We start from the raw sequence: 20909 nt of genomic DNA, 5'->3' as shown, positions 1-20909 counted from the left end.
GGCAGCAGGGAGAGCGTTGTTTAAGACTACGGGGTAAAAAATGGCACTGGTAAAAACAAGTTTGAAACTGTTTGGCGGGGATACGGTAGTGGTGCGTTGCTCAGAGCGCTGCCGTATTCATCTGATGAGTGCGAAAGCACAAAAACAATCCCAGGCGGATATTCTCACCGTGCAGGATGATAACGCCTGGCTTACCGTGCCGTATACCGGCACCTGGGATGTGCTGATCGACAGCCACAGCCAGTCTCTGGAGCATTCTGTCAGTTACGTAGCAGCTTAAATTATGCGCCCGGCGAGCCGGGCGTATTATCAGGCAAAACCCGGTCGCAGCGTGCCGTTGAGCGGGTTTCCTTCCAGCAGCGCCTTCACCTTCACCACCAGCTCATTCAGACAATCGTCCTTCATGCCGAGGCGGGTCAGCTCCTGATCGAGAGAGAAGAGATACTGCGCGTTGGTACCCAGCGGCCCGCTGGCGGCGGCAATTAACGGGGCAATCACCTGCGTGCGGGTGTCCGCTTCATACAGCGGATGGCGCGGGTCCATGATAAACACCAGCGCATTGACGGTGCGTCCGTCGTCAAGATCCAGCTTGCACCAGCTCGGCATGTAGCAGCCGGTGATCATCTCACGCTTCCAGAGCAGCGTAAGCTCCTCTTCCAGGGTGGCATCCGGGAGGCGATACGCCACGCCCGTGGTGCGTCCGCCCTCTTTCAGTGCAAGCATACGCCCGGGCTGGCACGCGCTGCCGCGTCCGGCCGTCAGGCGCAGGCAAAATGCGCGATGCCAGCCAGGCAGCGTGCCCGTTGCCGATTCGACAAATTCGAGCGCCGGGTTCCACATCAGGGAGCCGTAGCCAAAAATCCATACCGGGCCATCATCCGGGCGGCAGGCAAGCGTGGCAGCGAGCGACGCCGCACGTTGTTCAGCTGACCAGAGAAGCGATTCCTCAATAGCACCAAATGCCGTCTTACAATCTGCCTTCATTAAGAAATCACGCGTTAACACTTTCCACCTCCGCCACTGCATGCTTCCTTGCGACATCTGTAATTCGCCTTCCCGGCCTTAGGTGCTGGTCATTTTGCCAGCAGTTGAGTAACGATAAGCAATTAGCGGACCAGTTGCAATACAACGGCAGTTCAACCGCCTGAAAAGTCAAAATGAAGGCAGCGAATTATTTCAGGGCTATTTCTTTTTATGCCATTTATCATCGTCTCCTTTTTCATATTCATGTTTTACGGCGGCCCAGGCGACTTTGTGTGCCGTCTCTTCACGGCTGGCATCATCCCGGCGATCGTCCTTATCTTTGTACTGTTCCCAGGCACTGTTAAACGCCTCTTTGTAGATATCCTGCGCGTGAGCGGGCAGCACGTTTTGCACATTATCGGGTAATTCGCGTTTCGTTTTATAAGGCATCACTCACCTCTCTTTTGGTTAAAGAGATAAGTGTGGACGACGATATGGCAGCGTGCCACCCACACTTCATTTATGAATGATCGAAAATATTAACTTATTGTTATTTAACAAATATTCGGAGAATATGGTGAATTACAGGAATCAGGCATGATAATTATTAAAAAAGGTAAAATTAAGTAAAAAATAAAGGGCATTTAACAGAGATCTGTTAATTTAATGACCTCAAAAATCTATCTATAATTACAAGCACCTGCATTGATGGAGAAGCACATGACAGCAACACACGAGGCGGTAAAGACCCGCCACAAGGAGACGTCTCTCATTTTCCCGGTTCTGGCACTGGCTGTGCTGCTCTTCTGGGGAAGCAGTCAGTCACTGCCAGTGGTGGTTGGTATCAATATTCTTGCCCTGGTCGGTATCTTAACCAGCGCCTTTAGCGTCGTTCGCCATGCGGACGTACTGGCCCACCGTCTGGGCGAACCCTACGGATCGTTAATTCTCAGCCTTTCCGTTGTTATTCTCGAAGTCAGCCTGATTTCCGCGCTTATGGCGACCGGCGATGCCGCGCCGACGCTGATGCGCGACACGCTCTACTCGATCATTATGATTGTGACGGGCGGCCTGGTGGGCTTCTCTCTGCTGTTGGGCGGGCGTAAATTCGCGACCCAGTATATGAACCTGTTCGGCATAAAACAGTATCTGATTGCCCTCTTCCCGCTGGCGATTATCGTGCTGGTCTTCCCGATGGCGCTGCCGGGTGCCAACTTCTCCACCGGTCAGGCGCTGCTGGTTGCGCTGATTTCCGCAGCCATGTACGGCGTGTTTCTGTTGATTCAGACCAAAACGCACCAGAGCCTGTTTGTGTATGAGCATGAAGACGACAGCGACGACGATGACCCGCACCACGGTAAGCCGTCGGCCCACAGCAGCGCGTGGCATACGGTTTGGCTGATCGTGCATCTGATTGCGGTGATTGCCGTCACCAAGATGAACGCCAATCCGCTGGAAACGCTGTTAACCGAACTGAACGCGCCGGTCGCGTTTACCGGTTTCCTGGTGGCGCTGCTGATCCTGTCCCCGGAAGGGCTGGGGGCGCTGAAAGCCGTCTTAAACAATCAGGTGCAGCGCGCCATGAACCTGTTCTTCGGCTCCGTGCTGGCGACCATTTCACTCACCGTGCCGGTGGTGACGCTAATTGCCTTTATGACCGGTAACGAACTGCAGTTCGCGCTGGGCGCGCCAGAGATGATTGTGATGGTAGCCTCGTTGCTGCTGTGCCAGATTTCGTTCTCAACCGGACGCACCAACGTGCTGAACGGGGCGGCGCATATGGCGCTGTTTGTGGCTTACTTGATGACAATTTTTGCGTAGCCCTTTTGCCCAGCGGCGCTTCGCTTGCAGGGCCTACGGGTTTTGTAGGCCGGGTAAGCGAAGCGCCACCCGGCAATATGCCCCATAAAAAAACCCGCCGAAGCGGGTTTTTTGTTATTTGCTGGTATCCAGCTCATCGAAGCTCTTGACCAGATCGTCAATTGCTTTGATCTGTTTCAGGAACGGCTCCAGCTTATCCAGCGGCAGCGCGGATGGGCCGTCGCATTTTGCGTTATCCGGATCCGGGTGCGCTTCAATGAACAGGCCAGCCAGGCCGGTTGCCATACCGGCGCGCGCCAGTTCGGTCACCTGAGCACGACGGCCGCCGGACGCAGCGCCAAACGGGTCGCGGCACTGCAGCGCGTGGGTCACGTCGAAAATCACCGGAGACTGATTAGAGACGTTTTTCATCACGCTGAAGCCCAGCATATCCACAACCAGATTGTCATAACCGAAGTTGGAACCACGGTCGCACAGGATAACCTTGTCGTTGCCACCTTCGATAAACTTATCGACGATGTTGCCCATCTGACCCGGGCTCACGAACTGTGGTTTTTTCACGTTGATCACGGCACCGGTTTTCGCCATCGCGGCAACCAGGTCGGTCTGGCGAGCCAGGAACGCCGGGAGCTGAATCACATCAACCACGTCTGCCACCGGCTGCGCCTGAGCGGCTTCATGCACGTCGGTGATCACTTTCACGCCAAAGGTCTGCTTCAGCTCCTGGAAAATCTTCATCCCTTCTTCCAGGCCCGGGCCACGGTAAGAGTTGATGGAGGAGCGGTTGGCTTTGTCAAAAGAGGCTTTAAACACGTACGGGATGCCCAGCTTCTGGGTCACGGTCACGTAGTGCTCGCAGATACGCATGGCGAGGTCGCGGGATTCCAGCACGTTCATGCCGCCAAACAGCACGAAAGGCAGGTCGTTTGCTACCTTGATATCACCAATGCTAACCACTTTTTGTTTCATAGGATCGCCTTATTCAGGTGTGAATCGGAATTAAGATTAATGCAGTGTAATTTGCTTGTGCGAGATCGCGTTGATCTGCGCACGAATCATTTCGCTAATGGGGTCTTCCGGACACTGCTCGACGAAATAGCTCAGATCGTTCAGCGCCACGTGCTCACAATCGAGCTGGGCATAGATCAACCCACGGTCGCGAATTTCGTACGGGTCTTCCGGATTAAACTGCAGCAGCACTTCGCTGGCGCGCAGGGCCAGCTCCATCTGACGCTCTTCCATTAACGCAGACTTCAGCGTATCCAGCAGCTTGCGGATCACTTCTGCGTTATCCGCCTCGTCGAGATCTTCGTTGAAGAGCTCAGCCACCGGGCTGATATTGCCTTTCAGCCACACGTCCAGCGTATGTTCATCCAGCGTATCGCCGTTGAAGGGATTAATGAGCCACATCTCACCGTCCAGCCACTCCGCACGCAGGATCATCTGCGTCGGAAAAATGACCGGCACCAGTGGAATATCCAGGCGATGCGCGACCCACAGCAAAATAGAACCCAGCGCAACGGCGCTCCCCTGACGATTTTTTAAGACCTGGTCCAGCCATAATGCGTCAGACAGGCGATACACGCCCCGCGTGTCGCAGAAACCCCATTCGCCGTAGAAAAGCTCAAGCAGCTTCTCTAATTGCCAGTCCTGCGGGCGCGCCTGATTGATCTCTTCACGCGCCAGGCTGACCAGATTCTCCAGCTCATCGTAGACGTACTGCGACGTAAAATCGTCGCGGATCATCTCAGAAATCAGGATCATGCCATCGCAAAGCGGCACTTTATTAAATTCGAAATCGGCTAAGGACTTCATGACTTACCCCAGTAACGACCGAGCGTACAGCGACGCCCGGGCGAGATAAAACTCAAAACGATGTAGATGATAACGCCAAACCGCCTTTCAGTCAGCCTTACGCCTTTATCAGTACCTGCGCTCATAACCACTGCCCCAGCGTCAGGCGTTCGTTGCCGCCGTAGTCGCGGCAGGTTTTGACATCGGCGTAGCCCGCCTGGGTAAAGAGCGCCCGCACGGCTTCCCCCTGCGTCCAGCCATGCTCCACCAGCAGCCAGCCGCCGGAAAGCAAATGTTGTCGTGACGTTGTCACAATGTGATCAAGGTCGGCTAAACCCTCCCTGGCGGCGACCAGCGCCGTCAGCGGTTCGAAGCGCACATCCCCCTGCGCAAGGTGCGGGTCACGCTCGTCAATATAGGGCGGGTTACTGACAATCACTCCGAACGTCTGCTTCTCCAGCGCGCTGAACCAGCTGCTTTGCAGCACCGTCACGTTGGTCAGGCCAAGACGTTCCACGTTACGCTGCGCCAGCGCCACCGCGTCGGGCATCACATCTACCGCCGTGATCGCGCAGTCGGGCCGTTCGGTAGCGAGCGCCAGGGCGATGGCCCCGGTCCCCGTTCCGAGATCGAGAATGCGGCAGGACGATGCGGGTAAGCGCGCCAGCGCCTGTTCAACCAGACACTCGGTGTCGGGGCGCGGGATCAGCGTCGCCGCCGAGACGTAAAGCGGTAACGACCAGAACTCGCGCTCGCCGACCAGGTGCGCCACCGGCTCGCCGGTTTTACGTCGGGCAAGCAGCGCGGCGAGCCGGGCTTCCTGTTCAGCAGTCAGTTCGGTTTCGCCGAAGGCCAGCAGGTACGTGCGGGCTTTACCCGTCACATGCTCAAGCAAAATTTCGGCATCGCGTTTCGGGCTTTCGCTTTCGGAAAGCTCACCGGCAGCCTCACGTAACCAGCGCTGAAAATCCATTATTCCTGCTCGGACAGTGCCGCCAGCTGGTCGGCCTGGTATTCCTGCACGATAGGCTCAATCAGCATATCCAGCTTGCCTTCCATTACTTCGTCCAGACGGTACAGCGTCAGGTTGATGCGGTGGTCAGTCACGCGCCCCTGCGGGAAGTTGTAGGTGCGGTTACGGTCGCTGCGATCGCCGCTGCCCAGCAGGTTACGACGCGTAGACGCTTCCGCCTGCTGGCGTTTCGCCATTTCGGCCGCGTGGATACGTGCGCCCAGCACGGAGAGCGCTTTGGCTTTGTTTTTGTGCTGGGAACGCTCGTCCTGACACTCCACCACGATGCCGGTCGGCAGGTGGGTAATACGGATGGCGGAGTCGGTGGTGTTAACGTGCTGACCCCCCGCCCCGGAGGAGCGGAAGGTATCAATACGCAGGTCAGCCGGGTTGATGTCCGGCAGCTCCGCTTCCGGCAGCTCCGGCATCACCGCCACCGTACAGGCGGAGGTGTGGATTCGGCCCTGAGATTCGGTGGCCGGTACGCGCTGCACGCGGTGACCGCCGGATTCAAACTTGAGACGGCCGTACACGCCGTCGCCGCTGATCTTGGCGATAACCTCTTTGTAGCCACCGTGTTCGCCTTCGTTGGCGCTCATGATCTCCACGCGCCAGCGACGCGACTCGGCGTAGCGGCTGTACATGCGGAACAGATCCCCGGCAAACAGCGCCGCTTCGTCCCCGCCGGTCCCGGCGCGGACTTCCACGAACGCGTTGCGTTCGTCGTCCGGATCTTTTGGCAGCAACAGCACCTGAAGCTGCTGCTCCATCTCCTCAGAACGCGCTTTCGCATCCTGCAACTCTTCCTGCGCCATCTCGCGCATTTCAGGATCGTCGAGCATCATCTGCGCGGTTTCGATATCTTCCTGAACCTGTCGCCAGTCGGTAAAGCATTTAGAAACATCACTTAACTGCGCGTATTCACGTGAAAGTGCGCGAAAACGTTCCTGGTCCGCAATGGTCCCGGCATCCCCGAGCAGCGCCTGGACTTCTTCATGGCGCTCGTGCAGAGCTTCCAGTTTAGCGACGATAGAAGGCTTCATAGGCGTAAGTGCACCTTGTCTTAGAAAATGGGTATAGGGCGCTATTCCAGCCCGAGGCTGTTGCGCAGAATAGTCAGGCGTTCATCATCCCCGTCACGGGCAGCCTGCTGAAGAGATTTGGTTGGGGCATGAATCAGGCGGTTAGTCAGTTTCCACGCCAGATCCTGCATAATAGCCTGCGCATCGCCGCCCTGCTCCAGGGCCGCTAACGCTTTGGCAGTCAGGTCATCACGCACCTGCTCCGCCTGCCCGCGGTACTCGCGGATGGTCTCGCTGACGCTTTGCGCGCGCAGCCAGGCCATAAACTCACTGGTTTCCTGCTCGACAATGGTTTCCGCCTGCACCGCCGCCGCTTTACGCTGCGCGAGGTTGTGCGAAATGATGCTTTGCAGGTCATCTACGCTGTAAAGATAGGCGTTAGCCAGCTTGCCGACTTCTGGCTCCACATCGCGCGGGACGGCGATATCCACCAGCAGCATCGGCTGATTACGGCGGGACTTCAGCGCACGCTCCACCATCCCTTTGCCGATAATCGGCAGCGGGCTGGCGGTCGAACTGATAATAATGTCCGCCTCCTTCAGGCGTTCATCGATGTCGCTCAGGGCAACCACCTCTGCCCCCACTTCATCCGCCAGCACCTGCGCGCGTTCGCGGGTGCGGTTCGCGATAATCATCTTTTTCACTTTATGCTCGCGCAGATGGCGCGCCACAAGTTCGATGGTTTCGCCCGCGCCCACCAGCATCACGGTGACGGTAGAAAGGGATTCAAAGATTTGGCGTGCAAGGGTGCAGGCCGCGAAAGCAACAGAAACCGCACTGGCACCAATGTCGGTTTCGGTTCGCACACGCTTCGCCACGGAGAATGACTTCTGGAACATGCGCTCCAGTTCGCTGGCCTTCAGATGCCCTTTTTGCGAATCCGCAAAGGCTTTTTTCACCTGACCCAGAATTTGCGGCTCGCCCAGCACCAACGAATCCAGCCCGCTGGCCACGCGCATCAGATGGCTGACGGCATCGTTGTCCTGATGCCAGTACAGGCTGTTGCGCAGCTCGTCTTCATTGAGATTGTGGTAGTCGCATAGCCAGCGGATCAGCGCGTCGTGCAGGTTGTCCTGCTCTTCAACACTTAAATAGAGCTCGGTACGGTTGCACGTCGAGAGCACCACGCCACCCTGCACCATCGGCTGTGCAAGCAGGCTGTCCAGCGCCAGGTCGAGCGTATCTGGCGAAAACGTTACGCGTTCTCGCAGAGAAACCGGGGCCGTTTTGTGGTTGATGCCGAGTGCTAATAGGGTCATGTTGAGCGGGAGTAGTACCAGCGTTAATAAGGTTAGCAGGACGCATCATACAGGATGCGCGAGATCAATAAAAGAGACAGCCCCCTTTCGGAGTAATAGGTTACACAACGCTTTGAGATAATTTGAACGTAGACGGTAGCCCCCTTCGACGCTAGCATTAACAGTTATAACTGCAACGTATCTCAAGGATTTGTCCTCATTATGACCCGACTGATTCGCCTGCTGCCCCTGGCGGCACTGGTTCTGACCGCGTGTACCGTCACCCAACCAAAAGGCCCGGGCAAAAGCCCTGATTCACCCCAGTGGCGTCAGCACCAGCAGGACGTCCGTAATTTGAGCCAGTACCAGACCCGCGGCGCCTTCGCCTATCTCTCTGATGAGCAAAAAGTGTATGCCCGTTTCTTCTGGCAGCAGACGGGTCAGGACAACTATCGCCTGCTGCTGCTGAACCCGCTGGGCAGCACCGAGCTGGAGCTTATCGCGAAACCGGGCGAAGCGCAGATCACCGATAACAAAGGCCAGCACTACACCGCAACCGATGCCGAAGAGATGATTGGCAAGCTGACCGGAATGCCTATCCCGCTGAACAGTCTGCGCCAGTGGATCCTTGGCCTGCCGGGTGACGCCACCGACTACACGCTTGACGATCAGTACCGTCTAAGCCAGGTGAACTACACCCAGAACGGCAAAACCTGGAAAGTGGTGTACAGCGACTATGACAGCAAGAGTAAACCGTCGCTGCCATCCAACATGGAACTGACCCAGGGCAGCCAGCGCATCAAGCTGAAAATGGACAACTGGATCGTTAAATGATGACCCACTGGCCCTCTCCGGCAAAACTGAATCTGTTTTTATACATTACCGGCCAGCGCGCTGACGGCTATCACACCCTGCAGACGCTGTTTCAGTTTATTGACTATGGCGACACAATTTCTATCGAACTGCGCCAGGACGGGCAGATTTGCCTCCTGACGCCGGTCGACGGCGTGGCGCATGAGGACAACCTGATTGTGCGCGCTGCGCGTCTGCTGATGAACGCTGCAGCGGAATCGGGTCGTCTGCCTGCGGGAAGCGGTGCGGACATCCGTATCGAGAAACGTCTGCCGATGGGCGGCGGCCTGGGCGGCGGCTCATCCAACGCCGCTACCGTGCTGGTTGCACTGAACCACCTTTGGGGCTGCGGGCTGTCGCAGGACGAACTGGCCGCCTTAGGCTTGAGGCTGGGTGCGGATGTCCCAGTGTTTGTTCGCGGTCATGCGGCCTTTGCTGAGGGCGTGGGCGAAATCCTCTCCCCGGTCAACCCGCCGGAAAAATGGTATCTGGTTGCTCACCCCGGCGTGAGCATTCCGACCCCGGTCATCTTTAAAGATCCTGACCTGAAAAGAAATACCCCGATTCGGTCAATAGAAACGTTATTAAATTGTGAATTCAGCAACGATTGCGAGGATATCGCAAGAAAACGTTTTCGCGAGGTTGATGCGGTGCTTTCCTGGCTGTTAGAATACGCGCCGTCGCGCCTGACTGGTACAGGGGCCTGTGTCTTTGCTGAATTTGACACCGAATCCGCCGCTCGTCAGGTGCTTGAGCAAGCGCCGGTTTGGCTGCATGGTTTTGTAGCGCGTGGGATGAACATTTCCCCCCTACAGCAGGCCATTCTGGCGCAGACTGAGTTTCGGTGACAACGTCACCCTGTTCCAGACGTTGCATCGCGCTCTTTAATACACCGCCTGGATAGCCTTTGCCTGGCCCGCACAGTTTACGGCGAACGCTATCCACCACTGGACGCATGCCTGAGGTTCTTCTCGTGCCTGATATGAAGCTTTTTGCTGGTAACGCCACCCCGGAACTAGCACAACGTATTGCCAACCGCCTGTACACTTCCCTCGGCGACGCCGCTGTAGGTCGCTTTAGCGACGGCGAAGTCAGCGTACAAATTAACGAAAATGTACGCGGTGGTGATATTTTCATCATCCAGTCCACCTGTGCTCCAACGAACGACAACCTGATGGAACTGGTTGTTATGGTCGACGCCCTGCGTCGCGCTTCCGCAGGCCGTATCACTGCTGTAATCCCTTACTTCGGCTATGCCCGCCAGGACCGTCGCGTCCGTTCCGCGCGTGTGCCAATTACCGCGAAAGTTGTCGCTGACTTCCTGTCCAGCGTTGGCGTTGACCGCGTACTGACCGTTGACCTGCACGCAGAGCAGATCCAGGGCTTCTTCGACGTCCCGGTTGATAACGTATTCGGCAGCCCAATCCTGCTGGAAGACATGCTGCAGCTGAACCTGGATAACCCAATCGTGGTTTCTCCGGACATCGGCGGCGTGGTACGTGCCCGTGCTATCGCTAAGCTGCTGAACGATACCGACATGGCGATCATCGACAAACGTCGTCCGCGCGCTAACGTTTCTCAGGTGATGCACATCATCGGTGACGTGGCTGGCCGCGACTGCGTGCTGGTTGACGACATGATCGATACCGGCGGTACGCTGTGTAAAGCGGCTGAAGCGCTGAAAGAGCGTGGTGCCAAGCGCGTATTCGCTTACGCGACCCACCCGATCTTCTCCGGCAATGCCGTAAACAACCTGCGCAACTCCGTCATTGACGAAGTTGTAGTATGCGATACCATCCCACTGAGCGACGAGATCAAGGCACTGCCAAACGTGCGTACCCTGACCCTGTCCGGGATGCTGGCCGAAGCGATTCGTCGTATCAGCAACGAAGAATCCATCTCTGCAATGTTCGAACACTAATCGAACACGGCCGAAAAACCCGCTGCGGCGGGTTTTTTTGTCTCTGGGTTTTATTTGTATGATTAATGCCTCCTTCACCTGCCATTCACATGACAGATGATGCGCATACGGATGATAGATAATTGTGAAAAACGTAGCCTCCTCACATGTTCTGCCCTTTCGCGCCCTCATCGACGCCTGCTGGAAAGAGAAGTACACCTCGTCACGTTTTATCCGTGACCTGATTGCCGGGATCACCGTCGGCATTATCGCGATTCCGCTGGCGATGGCGCTGGCGATTGGCAGCGGCGTTGCGCCGCAGTACGGCCTGTACACCTCGGCCGTGGCCGGGATCGTCATCGCTCTGACCGGCGGCTCACGCTTCAGCGTCTCCGGCCCGACCGCCGCCTTTGTGGTGATCCTCTACCCCGTTTCGCAGCAGTTTGGTCTGGCTGGCCTGCTGGTCGCCACCCTGATGTCCGGCGTCTTTTTGATTCTGTTTGGTCTGGCCCGCTTTGGGCGGCTGATTGAGTACATCCCCCTTTCCGTCACGCTGGGGTTCACCTCGGGGATTGGGATCACCATCGGAACCATGCAGATCAAGGATTTCCTCGGCCTGCAAATGCCCCATGTTCCGGAGCACTATTTACAGAAAGTGGGTGCGCTGTTTATGGCGCTTCCGACGGCCAACCTGGGCGACGCCGCCATCGGGATTGTGACGCTCGGAACACTGATCGTCTGGCCTCGTCTGGGTATCCGTCTGCCCGGCCATCTTCCCGCGCTGCTGTTGGGCTGCGCGGTGATGGCTGTCGTCAATATGTTCGGCGGCCATGTCGCCACTATCGGCTCGCAGTTCCACTATGTTCTGGCGGACGGTTCGCAGGGGAGCGGCATTCCGCAGCTGCTGCCGCAGCTGGTGCTGCCGTGGGATATGCCCGGATCCAGCTTTACCTTAAGCTGGGATTCCCTGCGCGCCCTGCTTCCCGCCGCGTTCTCGATGGCGATGCTGGGGGCGATTGAATCCCTGCTCTGCGCCGTCGTTCTGGACGGGATGACCGGCACCAAGCACAAAGCCAACAGCGAGCTGGTTGGTCAGGGGTTAGGGAACCTCATCGCACCGTTCTTTGGTGGTATTACCGCCACGGCGGCCATCGCCCGTTCTGCGGCCAACGTGCGCGCGGGTGCAACGTCACCCGTTTCGGCAGTTATCCACTCCCTGCTGGTGATCCTCGCCCTGCTGATCCTCGCCCCACTGCTCTCCTGGCTACCGCTTTCCGCCATGGCCGCCCTGCTGCTGATGGTGGCCTGGAACATGAGTGAGGCGCACAAGGTGGTAAACCTGCTGCGTCGGGCGCCGAAAGACGACATCATCGTGATGCTGATCTGCATGTCGCTGACCGTGCTGTTCGATATGGTTATCGCCATCAGCGTCGGGATCGTGCTGGCTTCCCTGCTGTTTATGCGCCGTATTGCGCAAATGACGCGCCTCTCCCCGGTTAACGTGGAGGTGCCTGACGATGTGCTGGTTCTGCGCGTGATTGGCCCGCTGTTCTTCGCCGCGGCGGAAGGTCTGTTCAGCGATCTGGAGTCTCGCATCGCGGGCAAACGGGTTGTGGTGCTAAAATGGGATGCCGTACCGGTGCTGGATGCTGGCGGCCTGGACGCCTTCCAGCGCTTTGTGAAACGTCTGCCTGAAGGCTGTGAGCTGCGGGTGAGTAACCTCGAATTCCAGCCCCTGCGCACCATGGCGCGTGCGGGCGTGCAGCCGATCCCTGGCCGCCTTGCCTTTTATCCTAACCGTGAAGCCGCGTTAGCGGATCTGTGAGCCGCCTGATGCAGAGAAACGTCTCTGCATCATCACCCCGATCGCCTGCTGGAGCCATGCAAGCACGGCAGGCGTCATCCAGGTTCCCTTCATCAGATGCGGCTCCTGCTGCATGGCCGTACGAAACTTTTGCTGGGTCTCCGGGTTGGTGCCCGCGTACGACTGGAACAGCGCCAGCCAGTTTTCGGCAAGCTTTTGGGCATCGTCAGAGGCGGGGTCGAGATTTTCCCGCTGCGCCTGATGCAGCTTCGCCACCAGCGGCGGCCACTCCATCATGCGATCAAAGTAGTGCTTCCGCGTAAAGGCCATCTCTTCGGGAGTAAGGTACTTCTCCCATATGCTGAGCTTGGATTCCGCAAACGCGCGCGTAATGTAATCCGTCATCTCCGGCGTGATGCCGGTCTGCACCTGCATCTGTGGCTCTACGCTGTGCATCTCGTTCAGCCGGGTAAGAAACTCCGGTTTGCCCGCCGTGTCCTGCTCCAGGCGCTCCATCCAGCGCGTCGCCAGGTCCTTCGCCCTCTCGTCCGTAACGGGTATATGGTGCTCCAGCAGCGCGTTGGCCTCTGCCACCAGCCCTGACCAGATAGCCGACAGCGCGTCCTTCTGCACCGCAAACGGCAGCTGCTGTAACTCTTCTTTGCTAAACCAGCGATCGTACATATTCATCAACTCCAGAGTCTGTAGCCAGGATTCCAGGTCCGGCGTCGCATCGTCGAGAAGCCCGTTACGCAGTTCGACCAGCCGGTCGCGCAGCGTATGTATGCTGCGCAGCTGTTTATCCAGCAGCGTGATTTGCGCATCGAGTAACTCGGTTAACGACAGCGACTCCTGTTCAAGAAAATCCCTGATTTCAGCAAGTTCCAGCCCCGCTTTTGCCAGCGCCTGGATCATGTGCAGACGCTGGACATCCGCCAGGTTGTAAAGCCGGTAACCTGCCGCGCTTCTGGCAGAAGGCAGCAACACTCCTGTTTGCTCATAGTGATGCAATGTGCGTACGGTGATACCGGCCCGTTTCGCCAGTTCCCCCACCTGAATCAACATAACTGCTCCTTTTCTTTGCCAGTGCCGCCACTCTGGCGCCTTACGTTACGTGAGGGTCAACCCTTGATGCAAAAAAAAACGACTCCCAGGGAGTCGTTTCGGTATTCTTTCGTCATGGCACTAGCTGTGCTTATGCTGATCTCGACGGCAGCGTTTGTCGTAGTGGCGCACCCACCAGTATTTATCGCAGACTTCCTCATGTCCGCTCACGCGCGCGCCGGCGAGCCACAATACCGCACCGAGGAAGATGCTCAGTACCGCGCCATGCGCGAAGTATTGCGGAAGATCAAGCTGCGGCAGCTGGTTTAATATGGAATAACCTACGCCGACGACCATCACAAACAGCCCCAAACCCATCAGCACGTTACCGAGTAGCGAAGCGTTTTTGCGTTTCATGTGTCACCTCCGGAACTTTGGGTTGTCAGGGGAAAAGCCCCTAATCCTTGTGTGTAAAGTATAGACAACGCTCCTTTTATGAGTTGCGTGAATGATCACAATTACAGATAACGCCCAGACAAAAGCTTACAAATAACACGTTGAACAGCTTGAAATTCTAATTGTTCAGGTAAGTAATTATTCGTATTTCGCTGAGACGATCGCAGAATTTTGTCAAGCGGCGCGCCAGACAGTAAACTACGCGCCAGATCTGGAACCCATTAGGAATTGAATCGTGACGATTAAACTGATTGTCGGCCTCGCCAACCCGGGCGCAGAATATGCGGCTACCCGCCACAATGCCGGGGCATGGTACGTCGATCTGCTGGCCGAGCGGTTACGTGCTCCCCTGCGTGAAGAACCTAAATTCTTCGGGTATACCTCACGTATCAACCTTGCTGGCGCGGATGTTCGCCTGCTGGTCCCCACCACGTTTATGAATCTGAGTGGTAAAGCCGTGGCGGCGATGGCAACGTTTTATCGCATTAATCCGGATGAAATTCTGGTCGCCCACGATGAGCTGGATCTTCCCCCTGGCGTGGCAAAATTCAAGCTGGGCGGCGGGCACGGTGGTCACAACGGTCTTAAAGACATCATCAGCAAGCTGGGCAATAACCCGAATTTCCACCGTTTGCGCGTGGGAATCGGCCATCCGGGCGATAAAAACAAAGTTGTCGGTTTCGTGCTCGGTAAGCCACCGGTTTCCGAACAGAAACTGATTGACGAGGCGGTAGACGAAGCGGCGCGCTGCACGGAAATCTGGCTGAAAGACGGCTTAACCAAAGCGACAAACCGCTTACACGCTTTCAAAGCGCAATAATCCGCCCAATACGGCTTTTTTACCGCGCGTCATGCGGGTTACGTGTATAATAGGCGTAGTTATTTACTTTTCATCAATCGGTTATCCTTAACGGATTGATTATCAAGATATTAAGGTGATTTAGAAATGGGATTCAAATGCGGTATCGTCGGTCTGCCAAACGTGGGCAAATCCACCCTGTTTAACGCGCTTACCAAAGCGGGTATCGAAGCGGCGAACTTCCCGTTCTGTACCATCGAACCGAACACCGGCGTTGTGCCAATGCCTGATCCGCGTCTGGACCAGCTCGCGGAAATCGTGAAGCCGCAGCGCATTCTGCCAACCACCATGGAATTCGTGGACATCGCGGGCCTGGTAAAAGGCGCATCCAAAGGTGAAGGTCTGGGTAACCAGTTCCTGACCAACATTCGTGAAACCGAAGCGATCGGCCACGTTGTGCGCTGCTTCGAGAACGACAACATCATCCACGTCAACAACAAAGTGGATCCGGCTGACGACATCGACGTCATCAACACCGAGCTGGCGCTCTCTGACCTCGACACCTGCGAACGTGCAATTCACCGCGTGCAGAAGAAAGCCAAAGGCGGTGACAAGGACGCGAAAGCGGAACTGGCTGCGCTGGAAAAATGTCTGCCACAGCTGGAAAACGCCGGCATGCTGCGCGCGCTGAAAAACCTGACTGACGAAGACAAGGCGGCGATCAAATACCTGAGCTTCCTGACCCTGAAGCCAACCATGTACATCGCCAACGTTAACGAAGACGGTTTCGAGAACAACCCGTACCTGGACAAAGTGCGTGAAATTGCCGCGGCGGAAGGTTCTGTGGTTGTTGCCGTGTGCGCTGCCGTTGAATCCGACATCGCCGAGCTGGACGACGCCGACCGTGAAGAGTTTATGGCCGAGCTGGGTCTGGAAGAGCCGGGTCTGAACCGCGTGATCCGCGCGGGCTATGAGCTGCTGAACCTGCAGACCTACTTCACCGCTGGCGTGAAGGAAGTGCGTGCGTGGACGATTCCTGTGGGTGCGACTGCGCCTCAGGCGGCCGGTAAGATCCATACCGACTTCGAGAAAGGCTTTATTCGTGCGCAGACTATCGCGTTTGAAGACTTCATCACCTACAAGGGTGAGCAAGGCGCGAAAGAAGCAGGCAAGATGCGTGCGGAAGGGAAAGATTACATCGTTAAAGATGGCGATGTGATGAACTTCCTGTTTAACGTTTGATTCGTCTTGAATGAAAAAAATCCACGCTTTGGCGTGGATTTTTTTCCGAAATAAATTTCCCAGATAGTATTAAATTTAAAAAATACCTTCTTTGAGAGGATGGTCTTTTATTCCTCCCCAAGGGTCATCTAGCAAAAACTTAGCATCAATAGCTTCTTTTGCCGGTACAAGAGTGAAATTATAGTAAATTTCATCTCCTTCACAGATCTCATAAAAGAGTGAATAAACTTTATCGTTCACATCTATATTTAAATCAAATTTCTCAGTTGCAGAAGCGATTTGCAGCTTATCTTTATCCGTAATGAAAAATGGCACAACAATACAGCGCTGAGCATTTTCATCCATTTTGAAAGCATTCTCTTTTTTGATATTGACGTTTGCTCCAAACGCGTCCTCTGGTAATGGATCGAATATAACATAATCCTTGTGTAGAACAGCACCTTGAGAAACATTGCCTTTTCCCCACTGACTCAGCTTTTCGTCATAATCTCGGGATCGTAACAATATTTGACTATGCGAAATAAGTAGATCTACTGTTTGCATGCTCTTATCACTCATTATATTACCTCGACTTTTATTCTTGTTCCATCTGGCAGTTCTGATAAAACATTACCAATACTTGAACCTGCACCACGGTTGTCACTAGGATCTATATATCTTACGCTAGCGCCATCACCGCCTTCTTTAAACATCGCCATAGGCCATTCATCACGATCATAACCAGGCTTTGTTTTGATATTTTTTAGACTCGTTTTCCTGTTAGCTTTCGCAGTGCCTCGTTGAATTGTTACAACCTTTGCATGTCCTAAATCGATCGCGTCTGATATGTGACCAAACGTTGCAGGATATTCAGAGCGTTTCAGTTTCAAAACGTATTCGTAATTTTTTGACTTCGATTTTGTTAAAGTGCAACCAGCTAAACCCAGAGGATCTATCCAGGTAAGAGGGTTAACAGTATATTTATATAAGTTAATCCCCCCCGCCAGCCCTATCGGGTCTTGCTGCGTAAACCGCCCGCAGTCCGGGTCATAATAACGGAACAGATTGTAGTGCAGCCCTGTCTCACGGTCCAGGTATTGCCCCTGCATACGCAGGTTCTGAGAATATCCTGATACCTGCGTTTCGCTTTCCCGCAGCAGCTTGCCCCAGGCGCTGTTCACCCCTTCCCAGCGCACCTGCCCTTCGATATCCGTCATCCGCTCCGGCGTGCCGTTGGGCTGGCAGTGGAACCAGAAAATCTCCCGGGCATCAACGCCGTCAATACGCGCCAGCGGGTCGTAACTGTCCTGATCGCTGTAAACGTAGGTCAGCGGCACATCCCCGTGCACCTCCTGCAGCAGGCGGAACCCTTCCCAGACAAACCGGGTGGTGACCGGCTTGCCGGTTGGCTGTCCGCCCAGCATCTGGCGGCGCGTTTTGCTGATGCGGCGACCGAGCGGATCGTAGCGGAAGCTGACCTGCGTCTGCGGTTTGTTGCGGTCCCGCGGCTGGCTGATGACTTCCGTCAGGCGATGTTCGCCGTCGTAGTGGTAGTGCCAGCGGGTCTGGCCGTTATCCTTCTCCACGGTGCGGCCGTGGATGTCATAACGCCAGCGAATGCCGTTCAGCTGCGTCAGGCGGTTGTGCGTGACCTTCTCAGCAGATCCTTCGAGCGGGTTACCGGCTGCATCCCAGCGCCACTGCTCCTGGCCAGGCAGCGTGCCGTCCTGAACGAGCAGGCGCCCGGCGCTGTCGTACTGCCAGCGGTACCAGCTGAACGGGTTATCGTCCCGCTCTTCGCGCACCAGGTTATTGCGGTAGTCATAATCCCAGCGGCGGGACCAGCGGCGCGGCGACGGGCGCTGGGCATTGCCGGTAAAGACGTCCCGGCGGTGCAGTCGGCCAAGGCGGTCGTATTCGCTGCGGGTGGTCAGCAGACCCTGGGTGCGGCTGGTCTCGCGGTGAAGCTCGTCGCGGGTAAAGTCGGAAACCGAGAGCTTATCAAGAGCAATGCTGAGCAGATGCCCGCTGCCGTAGTAGAACTGCTTCAGCTCGCGACCATCGGGCAGCGTGACGGAGGTGCGGTTGCCCAGCGCGTCATACTCCCACGCCAGCTCGCCGTGCTCGCCCGCTTCGCGCATGACGCGACCGAGTGCGTCATACTCAAAGGCAAGCTCCTGCTCTGCCTCGGTGGTCCACGCGTCGGCTGAAAGCGCAGGATGCAGCCCAATCCGGCTTAATAGCCCGGACGGCGTGTAATGGTAGCGGGTCTGCCCTTCCGGCGTGGTGCGGGCGACCAGCTGGCCGCTCGCGCTCCAGGCGAAGGCGTGGGTGATGGCCTCCGGATGGCCGGCGGCAAAGGTGCGCGCAATCGTGCGCCCGGAGGCATCATAGCGATACTGCGAGGCCACGCCATCGAGCCCCACCTCTTCCAGCAGCAGCGAGTCTGGCCCCCAGCGGAACTGATACGCTTCGCCGTTCTCGTTTTCCAGGGCAATCAGACGCCCGCGGCTGTCCCAGCGGCGTCGCACTTCTTCACCCTGCGTATTACGGGTGGCGGTTAAACGCCCCGCCTCGTCGTATCTGAACTCACTTTCTTTCCCGTCAGCACCCGCATGCTTCACCGGCAGGCCACGTTCGTTCCATTTGAGCGATTCCGTCCAGCCTTCCGGGCGATCGAGCTGCACCGGACGCCCTGCGGCGTCGTAGCGGTAGCGCGTCTCTTCACCGTCGGCGCCAGTCTCAGCCACCAGCCAGCCCAGCGGATGATAGCGATAGCGGGTAATACGCCCGGAACAGTCCGTCGAACGGACAATCTGCCCGGCCTCGTTGTACTCCTGGTAGCGGCTGTTGCCAGCGGCATCGACCTCTTCCACGACCTGGCCAAACTCGTCCCGGCGCAGCTGCGTCGTCTGCCCCATCGGGTCCACCACGCGCTTCAGCCCGTGATGTTCGTCGTACCAGAACCGGGTGGCGCTGCCGTCGGCTTCGATAATGGCCGCGGGAAGCGCGCGGTGCTCCAGCCAGGTGGTGGTGCGGGTATTGCCGTCGGCATCGGTCTCCTGCACCCGGTTGCCCATCTCGTCGTAGACGAAGGTGACGGCGTTGCCGAGCGGATCGATGCGACGCGTGAGAAGCTCGTTATCATCCCACTCGTAGCGCCAGTTTTCACCGCGCTCGTCTACGTAGCGGACAATCAGATTCTGCACGTTCCAGTAGTGGCGGCGCGTCTGACCATCGTAGTGCTCGACGGTCGTCAGCCCGGCGGCTAAATCATAGCTAAAGCGGCAGCCGTCGCCGGTGCTGGTGCGGTTTTCCACCACGCGCCAGTGGTCGAATTTTTGCCAGCGGTATTCGCTCTCCAGCCCGCCCGGCATCCGGTGCCAGACCATCAGGCCGTGGTCGTTGTAACGGTATTCACGCGTCACCACGCCGGAGGCATCCGTCGCGCTCGCCAGCTGGCCGCGCGCATCGTAGCCCCACTGCATCAGCGGCCAGGTTTGGTTGCCGTCGAAATGGCTGGCAGCGGTAACGCGCTGCGGGAATCGTTCATCTTCATAGCGCAGGGAGACGTCGATGGCCCGCGGCTCATCATGGATACCAACCAGCCTGCCGTGTTCGTCCCACGCCGTCAGCAGCGCATTGCCGTACTCGTCGCTGAGGGAGGCCAGACGCAGGATTGAGGGGTTCGCCCGGGTGGGTTTATACAGACGCCACACCGCGCCGTCATCGTCGGCAATCGCCACGTCGCCGCTCTCATTGCGGCGGATAATGATGCCTTCGCTGATGCTGTAAAACGCGCGGTCGACAGGCGGCAGTTCAAAGCTCAGCTCGCGCCCGGTTTCATCGAACCAGGTCGCATTGTTATCTTCCAGCGAGAGATAGCTGTCAAAGGTCGTTGCCCAGCCCAGGCCGAACAGCCCTTCGCGGGTGGTCAGGCTGTTGTAGCTGCGCTGCCAGCGAAGCGGGAAGCGCCCCGGCAGCGAGAAGTCGAGCTCGTCGTCGTCGTTCAGCACCTTCACGCCGGTGGCGGCATGGACCGGATGCGAGGAGCCAAACACGGCGTTGACCGCCATATCCGCCAGCATCCCGCCACCGGCCGCCGCTAGCGCGCAGGGCATGTTTTTCAGGATCTTGCCCGGACGCCCGCGCAGCAGGGAGAGCGCAATCATCCCCAGCGCCAGACCCGGCGTTTTACCGCTTTTGATATCGCGGACCGTAAGCGTGTCCCCGCCGATGATCACGTTCGGGGAGACGTCGTCGGAAACGGTGCCTTCGCAGGTGGTGCGATCTTTCGCACGCACCGCGGGCTGCCCGTTGATAAAGACGCTTTTGGAGCCTTCCGCCAGATACTGCGGCCCGGAGTGCTTTTCACACGCCACCTTGTCCTCTTCCAGCGGCGAGGTTCCCGCGGCGGCTGAGGCCACGCTCGGCTGCCACATTTCGCTGCCAAACTGTCCGGCGGCGGAAAGCAGCATGCCCGCATAATCGGCAAAGCTGCCCGGCGACTGCGGCTCAGGGGACGGGGTATCGGCGGGCGTGAGCGTGCCCGCCGCGCGGGCGGCAGGGATTGCGTTGGTCAGTACGTTGTTCGAACCGGTGGTGATTTTACCCGCAGGTGACGGCGGGAAAAGCGCATTGCCTAACCCTTCCGCGGCGTTGCTGATATCGTCGGTAATACCCGCCACGTTCGCCAGCACGCCACCAACGATGCCGCTTAACAGACAGCTGGACCCAATCGCCGCCACGCCCGCTGCGGCGGCTCCGGCACCGAGGAGTGGCGCGGCGGCCGTAGCCGCCAGCCCCACTGCCGCACCGATCACCGCATAGGCGGCACCTTCCGCCACAATGCTGGTGATATCAGCAAAAATGCTGGAGTGAATAATCTCGTCGCCCTTACGGGCCGCGTTGTTATCGCTCATG

Annotated in this window: 19 protein-coding genes; 8 read left to right on the top strand and 11 right to left on the bottom strand. The window is 57.2% G+C overall.

Annotated features, from left to right (window positions below):
• Positions 1 to 40: 40 nt before the first annotated feature.
• Positions 41 to 280, top strand: coding sequence for a DUF1883 domain-containing protein (locus FHC52_RS07025; protein WP_008499520.1), 240 nt, complete (start codon positions 41 to 43; stop codon positions 278 to 280).
• Between the two features lie 29 nt (positions 281 to 309).
• Here the strand turns inward: FHC52_RS07025 and FHC52_RS07020 are convergent, their stop codons facing one another.
• Positions 310 to 1005: a gamma-glutamylcyclotransferase gene (locus FHC52_RS07020; RefSeq protein WP_023292215.1), complete on the bottom strand. Its 696-nt coding sequence runs from the start codon at positions 1003 to 1005 to the stop codon at positions 310 to 312.
• A 177-nt stretch (positions 1006 to 1182) separates the two neighbouring features.
• The gene (gene chaB / locus FHC52_RS07015) at positions 1183 to 1413 is read right to left on the bottom strand and encodes a putative cation transport regulator ChaB (RefSeq protein WP_021240355.1); all 231 of its coding nucleotides are present in this window, start codon (positions 1411 to 1413) and stop codon (positions 1183 to 1185) included.
• Between the two features lie 270 nt (positions 1414 to 1683).
• Between chaB and chaA the strand changes: the two genes are divergently transcribed.
• Positions 1684 to 2784 (top strand): sodium-potassium/proton antiporter ChaA, encoded by a 1101-nt coding sequence (gene chaA / locus FHC52_RS07010; protein WP_008499517.1) that lies wholly within the window; start codon positions 1684 to 1686, stop codon positions 2782 to 2784.
• Between the two features lie 114 nt (positions 2785 to 2898).
• On the opposite strand, the gene kdsA is transcribed toward chaA, so the two are convergent.
• The 5 genes from kdsA to hemA all read right to left on the bottom strand — a co-directional run bounded on the left by kdsA (position 2899) and on the right by hemA (position 7931).
• Positions 2899 to 3753 carry a 3-deoxy-8-phosphooctulonate synthase gene (kdsA, locus tag FHC52_RS07005; protein WP_008499516.1) on the bottom strand — a complete coding sequence of 285 codons (855 nt, stop codon included), beginning with the start codon at positions 3751 to 3753 and terminating at the stop codon, positions 2899 to 2901.
• A gap of 36 nt (positions 3754 to 3789) precedes the next feature.
• A complete protein-coding gene (gene sirB1, locus FHC52_RS07000) occupies positions 3790 to 4599 on the bottom strand; it encodes an invasion regulator SirB1 (RefSeq protein WP_008499515.1) in 810 nt (269 codons plus the stop codon).
• A 121-nt stretch (positions 4600 to 4720) separates the two neighbouring features.
• The gene (prmC, locus tag FHC52_RS06995) at positions 4721 to 5551 is read right to left on the bottom strand and encodes a peptide chain release factor N(5)-glutamine methyltransferase (protein ID WP_059363553.1); all 831 of its coding nucleotides are present in this window, start codon (positions 5549 to 5551) and stop codon (positions 4721 to 4723) included.
• Complete coding sequence (gene prfA / locus FHC52_RS06990; RefSeq protein WP_021240360.1) at positions 5551 to 6633, bottom strand: peptide chain release factor 1; 1083 nt, start codon at positions 6631 to 6633, stop codon at positions 5551 to 5553. The genes prmC and prfA overlap by 1 nt, the downstream gene beginning before the upstream one ends.
• A gap of 41 nt (positions 6634 to 6674) precedes the next feature.
• A complete protein-coding gene (hemA, locus tag FHC52_RS06985) occupies positions 6675 to 7931 on the bottom strand; it encodes a glutamyl-tRNA reductase (RefSeq protein ID WP_021240361.1) in 1257 nt (418 codons plus the stop codon).
• 201 nt (positions 7932 to 8132) lie between these two features.
• On the opposite strand from hemA, the gene lolB reads away from it, so the two are divergent.
• The 4 genes from lolB to dauA all read left to right on the top strand — a co-directional run bounded on the left by lolB (position 8133) and on the right by dauA (position 12487).
• Complete coding sequence (lolB, locus tag FHC52_RS06980) at positions 8133 to 8744, top strand: lipoprotein insertase outer membrane protein LolB (protein WP_008499511.1); 612 nt, start codon at positions 8133 to 8135, stop codon at positions 8742 to 8744.
• Positions 8741 to 9610, top strand: a complete 870-nt coding sequence (gene ispE, locus FHC52_RS06975) for a 4-(cytidine 5'-diphospho)-2-C-methyl-D-erythritol kinase (protein WP_008499510.1) — start codon at positions 8741 to 8743, stop codon at positions 9608 to 9610. The genes lolB and ispE overlap by 4 nt, the downstream gene beginning before the upstream one ends.
• A 125-nt stretch (positions 9611 to 9735) precedes the next feature.
• Complete coding sequence (gene prs / locus FHC52_RS06970; protein WP_003856663.1) at positions 9736 to 10683, top strand: ribose-phosphate diphosphokinase; 948 nt, start codon at positions 9736 to 9738, stop codon at positions 10681 to 10683.
• 124 nt (positions 10684 to 10807) lie between these two features.
• Entirely contained in the window at positions 10808 to 12487 is a 1680-nt protein-coding gene (gene dauA / locus FHC52_RS06965) for a C4-dicarboxylic acid transporter DauA (protein WP_008499507.1), read from the top strand.
• On the opposite strand, the gene FHC52_RS06960 is transcribed toward dauA, so the two are convergent.
• Together FHC52_RS06960 and ychH are read right to left on the bottom strand one after the other, a co-directional pair.
• Positions 12473 to 13531 carry a MerR family transcriptional regulator gene (locus FHC52_RS06960; RefSeq protein ID WP_021240364.1) on the bottom strand — a complete coding sequence of 353 codons (1059 nt, stop codon included), beginning with the start codon at positions 13529 to 13531 and terminating at the stop codon, positions 12473 to 12475. The two genes, dauA and FHC52_RS06960, sit on opposite strands and share 15 nt — an antisense overlap.
• Before the next feature lie 120 nt (positions 13532 to 13651).
• Positions 13652 to 13927, bottom strand: a complete 276-nt coding sequence (ychH, locus tag FHC52_RS06955) for a stress-induced protein YchH (protein ID WP_008499505.1) — start codon at positions 13925 to 13927, stop codon at positions 13652 to 13654.
• 274 nt (positions 13928 to 14201) lie between these two features.
• On the opposite strand from ychH, the gene pth reads away from it, so the two are divergent.
• Positions 14202 to 14786 (top strand): aminoacyl-tRNA hydrolase, encoded by a 585-nt coding sequence (pth, locus tag FHC52_RS06950; protein WP_023336005.1) that lies wholly within the window; start codon positions 14202 to 14204, stop codon positions 14784 to 14786.
• Positions 14787 to 14912: 126 nt separating this feature from the next.
• The gene (ychF, locus tag FHC52_RS06945) at positions 14913 to 16007 is read left to right on the top strand and encodes a redox-regulated ATPase YchF (protein WP_003856650.1); all 1095 of its coding nucleotides are present in this window, start codon (positions 14913 to 14915) and stop codon (positions 16005 to 16007) included.
• 75 nt (positions 16008 to 16082) lie between these two features.
• Here the strand turns inward: ychF and comJ are convergent, their stop codons facing one another.
• A complete protein-coding gene (gene comJ / locus FHC52_RS06940) occupies positions 16083 to 16565 on the bottom strand; it encodes a competence protein ComJ (protein WP_032652283.1) in 483 nt (160 codons plus the stop codon).
• Positions 16565 to 20908: an RHS repeat-associated core domain-containing protein gene (locus FHC52_RS06935; RefSeq protein WP_241236514.1), complete on the bottom strand. Its 4344-nt coding sequence runs from the start codon at positions 20906 to 20908 to the stop codon at positions 16565 to 16567. Before FHC52_RS06935 ends, comJ begins: the two co-directional genes overlap by 1 nt.
• Between the last annotated feature and the right edge of the window lies 1 nt (position 20909).

Origin of the sequence: Enterobacter sp. EC_64, assembly GCF_019584165.1 — a bacterium.
GTDB lineage: Bacteria > Pseudomonadota > Gammaproteobacteria > Enterobacterales > Enterobacteriaceae > Enterobacter > Enterobacter roggenkampii.
This window is presented reverse-complemented; position numbering and strand designations above follow the sequence as displayed.